Annotated in this window: 4 protein-coding genes; 3 read left to right on the top strand and 1 reads right to left on the bottom strand. The window is 53.0% G+C overall.

The window, feature by feature from the left end; genetic code table 11:
• Positions 1–118: 118 nt before the first annotated feature.
• The 3 genes from DXY16_RS14510 (at position 119) to DXY16_RS14500 (ending at position 1,060) form a co-directional block, all read left to right on the top strand.
• The gene (locus DXY16_RS14510; RefSeq protein WP_170953774.1) at positions 119–271 is read left to right on the top strand and encodes a hypothetical protein; all 153 of its coding nucleotides are present in this window, start codon (positions 119–121) and stop codon (positions 269–271) included.
• A 49-nt stretch (positions 272–320) separates the two neighbouring features.
• Positions 321–476: a hypothetical protein gene (locus tag DXY16_RS14505; RefSeq protein ID WP_170953773.1), complete on the top strand. Its 156-nt coding sequence runs from the start codon at positions 321–323 to the stop codon at positions 474–476.
• 437 nt (positions 477–913) lie between these two features.
• Entirely contained in the window at positions 914–1,060 is a 147-nt protein-coding gene (locus DXY16_RS14500) for a hypothetical protein (protein ID WP_170953772.1), read from the top strand.
• Between the two features lie 489 nt (positions 1,061–1,549).
• On the opposite strand, the gene DXY16_RS00665 is transcribed toward DXY16_RS14500, so the two are convergent.
• Positions 1,550–2,973: SwmB domain-containing protein (locus DXY16_RS00665; RefSeq protein ID WP_198410750.1), on the bottom strand; the 1,424-nt coding region annotated here is incomplete at its 5' end.

Genomic DNA, 2,973 nt, shown 5'->3' with positions numbered 1-2,973 from the left:
GGCAGGAGGCTCACCAGAGCAGTGGAGTGTGGTTCACCAGAGCAGCTGAGATCTTGAAGGAGTCGAGGGGGCACATCACCCACTCAACTCACTCACTCACTCACTCACTTTTAAACCCATGACCACTTCAAACTATGCCCAGTCTGACTTCAGTGCTGATGATCAGATTGTTGAACTGACGGAAGCCCAACTGGAGGCCGTGGAAGGCGGCGGTGTCGTCACCTCAATCCTATTGCCGATTGTTATCAACGAAATTCTCCGCCGCCGCTGATTGGCGGGCCTGTTTAATCCATTTTACTCACTCACTCAATTTTAAATTCATGACCGACCTCACCACTCAAGTCCAGGCCACAGACCTGCAATCCATTCAGGACGATGATCTCGTCGCTGTCCAAGGTGGCGGCCGGAAACCCGATTGGTCCCTGATCATCCCCCCGATGATCAATCTCCCTCACTACAGGATCGTGTCTGGTTGACGGAAGGCAAGCTTGCAAGCGAACAAAAAGCCCCGCCACGAGCGGGGTTTTTTAATGGCTTTGGTGTCTGTGCTTCACCTTCTCACTGGGATCTGAGCCATTCACCAGAACATCACCAGAACTTGCCTACATCCCCACCACATCCAGGCACTGGGGATCACCAGAAGGGCTGTGATCTTGTGAATGTCGGAGGAAACGCCACCGACACCTCACACACTCACCCACTCATTCTAATGACCATTCACAATGACGTTCATGCGGATCAGTCTCCCTGTTCATTAACGGATGACGAACTACAAGATGTAACTGGTGGTTTGTTGTTGCCTCCAGGTACCGATTTTCCTACGAGTGATCCAGGTTCGCCTCTTCCCTGGTGGATTGTCTTGCTTTGACTCTTCTTTGCCGATACTACACCTACTCACCTCACTTTCAAACCCATGAGTGAACTCAACACCCAAGCCCAAATCCTCGAACTCACTGACGAGCAAGTCGAATCCATCGAAGGCGGCATTCATATTGGCAATGATGAGCCTATGAAAAAGTTGTTTTTTCATATTTTCTTTCCATCCCTCCTACGTGCTTGATTCGCAAACTGACTAAAGAGAAAGGCCCCGCCCCGTAAGTAGCGGGGCCTTTGAGTGCCAAGGCGGTGACTGGCCAACTTGGAGTGACTTAACGGAGTGGATCCTTCTCTCCCACAACTTGCTTCTGATCGATCTCTACTCGGTACCGCCTCTAGGCAGAATCGTGGGCAGGGAACTTGAATTGAGAGGCGTCAAACGGCACCCAACCGGCTGATCAGCACCGGCCCTGGTGGCTGCTGCTGCCACCCATTAGTTTGTGACTGCAGTGGGTTTGAGGGGCTCGTCCCTGATTTGTCCCTGCTTTTTTGTGCAAGTGGAGCGGCTTATGTGCAACTGGAGCCGATGATTGTTCGCTGCAAGAACGAGCGAGAGCTTTTGGGCGAGATGGTGTGATCTGCTCTGCCGCGCTGTTTGGCTGCCTTGTTGATGTTGAGGTCTGATCACTCCGCGCAACCGTGTCTGTTGCCCTGCTTGTGCTGTGAGCGCGGTTTAGATCACTTGAAAGAGGATGGAGACGTCGTTGTAATCGAAGTCTGAGCTGTTGTTTTGGTGGGTGTCCTCAAAGCTAAAGAAGTTGCAGCCGAGGATTTTGACGTAGCTAGAGCCGTAGGTGTAGAGCTCACCGTTGGGGTTGATCAGAACGGGCGAGTAGAAGCCGGCATCTGCTGAGGCGAGGGTCCAGTCAATGGTTTGTGTTTGTACCCCAGTGGCCGTGATGGAGGTGCCATTGGGGTTGATGAGGTGGTCTTTGACGGCTTGATCAAAGGCTGTGGCATTGGCATTGGTTTTTCCGTTGACGGAGAAGCTGCCGTCTGTTTCCTCTGTGAGTTTGACCATGGCGATGCTGTTTTTAAAGGAGCAATCGCTGTTGATGGTGAGTTGGAGTGTTTGGCCAGCTGCGGGGATGGAGGAGAGATCCAGGATGGAGTCATGGATGCCGGTTTGCTCTGTGGCAATGGATGTGGCGCTTGCGTTGGGAGAGCTTGTGGCGGTGGTGATGTCGATGGTGAGATCGTCGTGATCGCTGTCATCGGCTCCATCGTTGAGTTTTAGCTGGAAGCTGCCGTCAGCTTGCTCGATGATGTTGAGCTGCGGAGAGCTGTTGATGGCTTGGTTGTTGCTGAACTGATGGAAGGCAATGGTTGAGCCTTCTGGGATAAAGATGGCGTGGCTACCGAGGTTTTTGGAGTTTTGCGTGGCGCCAATGGCACCGAGGACGGAACCATGTTGATCGATGATTTTGAGGCAGTTTTGACGTTTGGTGCTGGCTGCCTTGACGTTGAATTTGAGCCAGAGGCCTTTGGTGTCACCATCGGTGACGTTGAAGGAGTTGTCGCTGTTGAGAACGAGGGCGTTGGTGTCTGATGGATTTGAGCCACTGTCTGAGGAGTCCTTGTCTGAGGAGTCAGAGGCAACGGTGGAGTTGTTGGTGACAGAGTTGCTGCTCAGTGATGCGGCGTCATTGCCAGTGGAATCTTGGATGGCATTGGCATCGTCGGAGCTGGATGGGTCTGTGTAAGCAACGGTGACCGTTTGGCCTTTGCCGATGGTGTTGGTGAGAGTGAGTTCAACGGTGGAGCCAGCGATGGCAACGTCGGTGATGGGTTTGTCTTTGGACGCAGTGGTGACCGAGAAGGTGCTGATAGCAGCGGTTGTGGAAGAGAGTGTTTCGCTGTAGGTGAGGATGATTTTGGTGCCGCCAGTGTTGGAGGCAGCGGATTGGAAAGTGGGCCTGACAGTGTCGACGGAGAGGGTGACGGAGTTGTTGTTATCGGAACCGTCGCTGTTGGTATTGCCTGCGGAGTCAGAGAACTTGGAACTGGCAACAGAAATCACACCGTTGCTGGTGCTGTCAGCTGTTGGTGTGAAGGTGGCGGAGTAGGAGGTTGCCGATGCCGCATTCCAGTTGGAGA

The sequence above is a fragment of the Synechococcus sp. UW105 genome (genome assembly GCF_900473935.1).
GTDB lineage: Bacteria > Cyanobacteriota > Cyanobacteriia > PCC-6307 > Cyanobiaceae > Synechococcus_C.
Note: the sequence above shows the minus strand (reverse complement) of the source record. Positions and strands in the feature narration are given on the sequence as shown.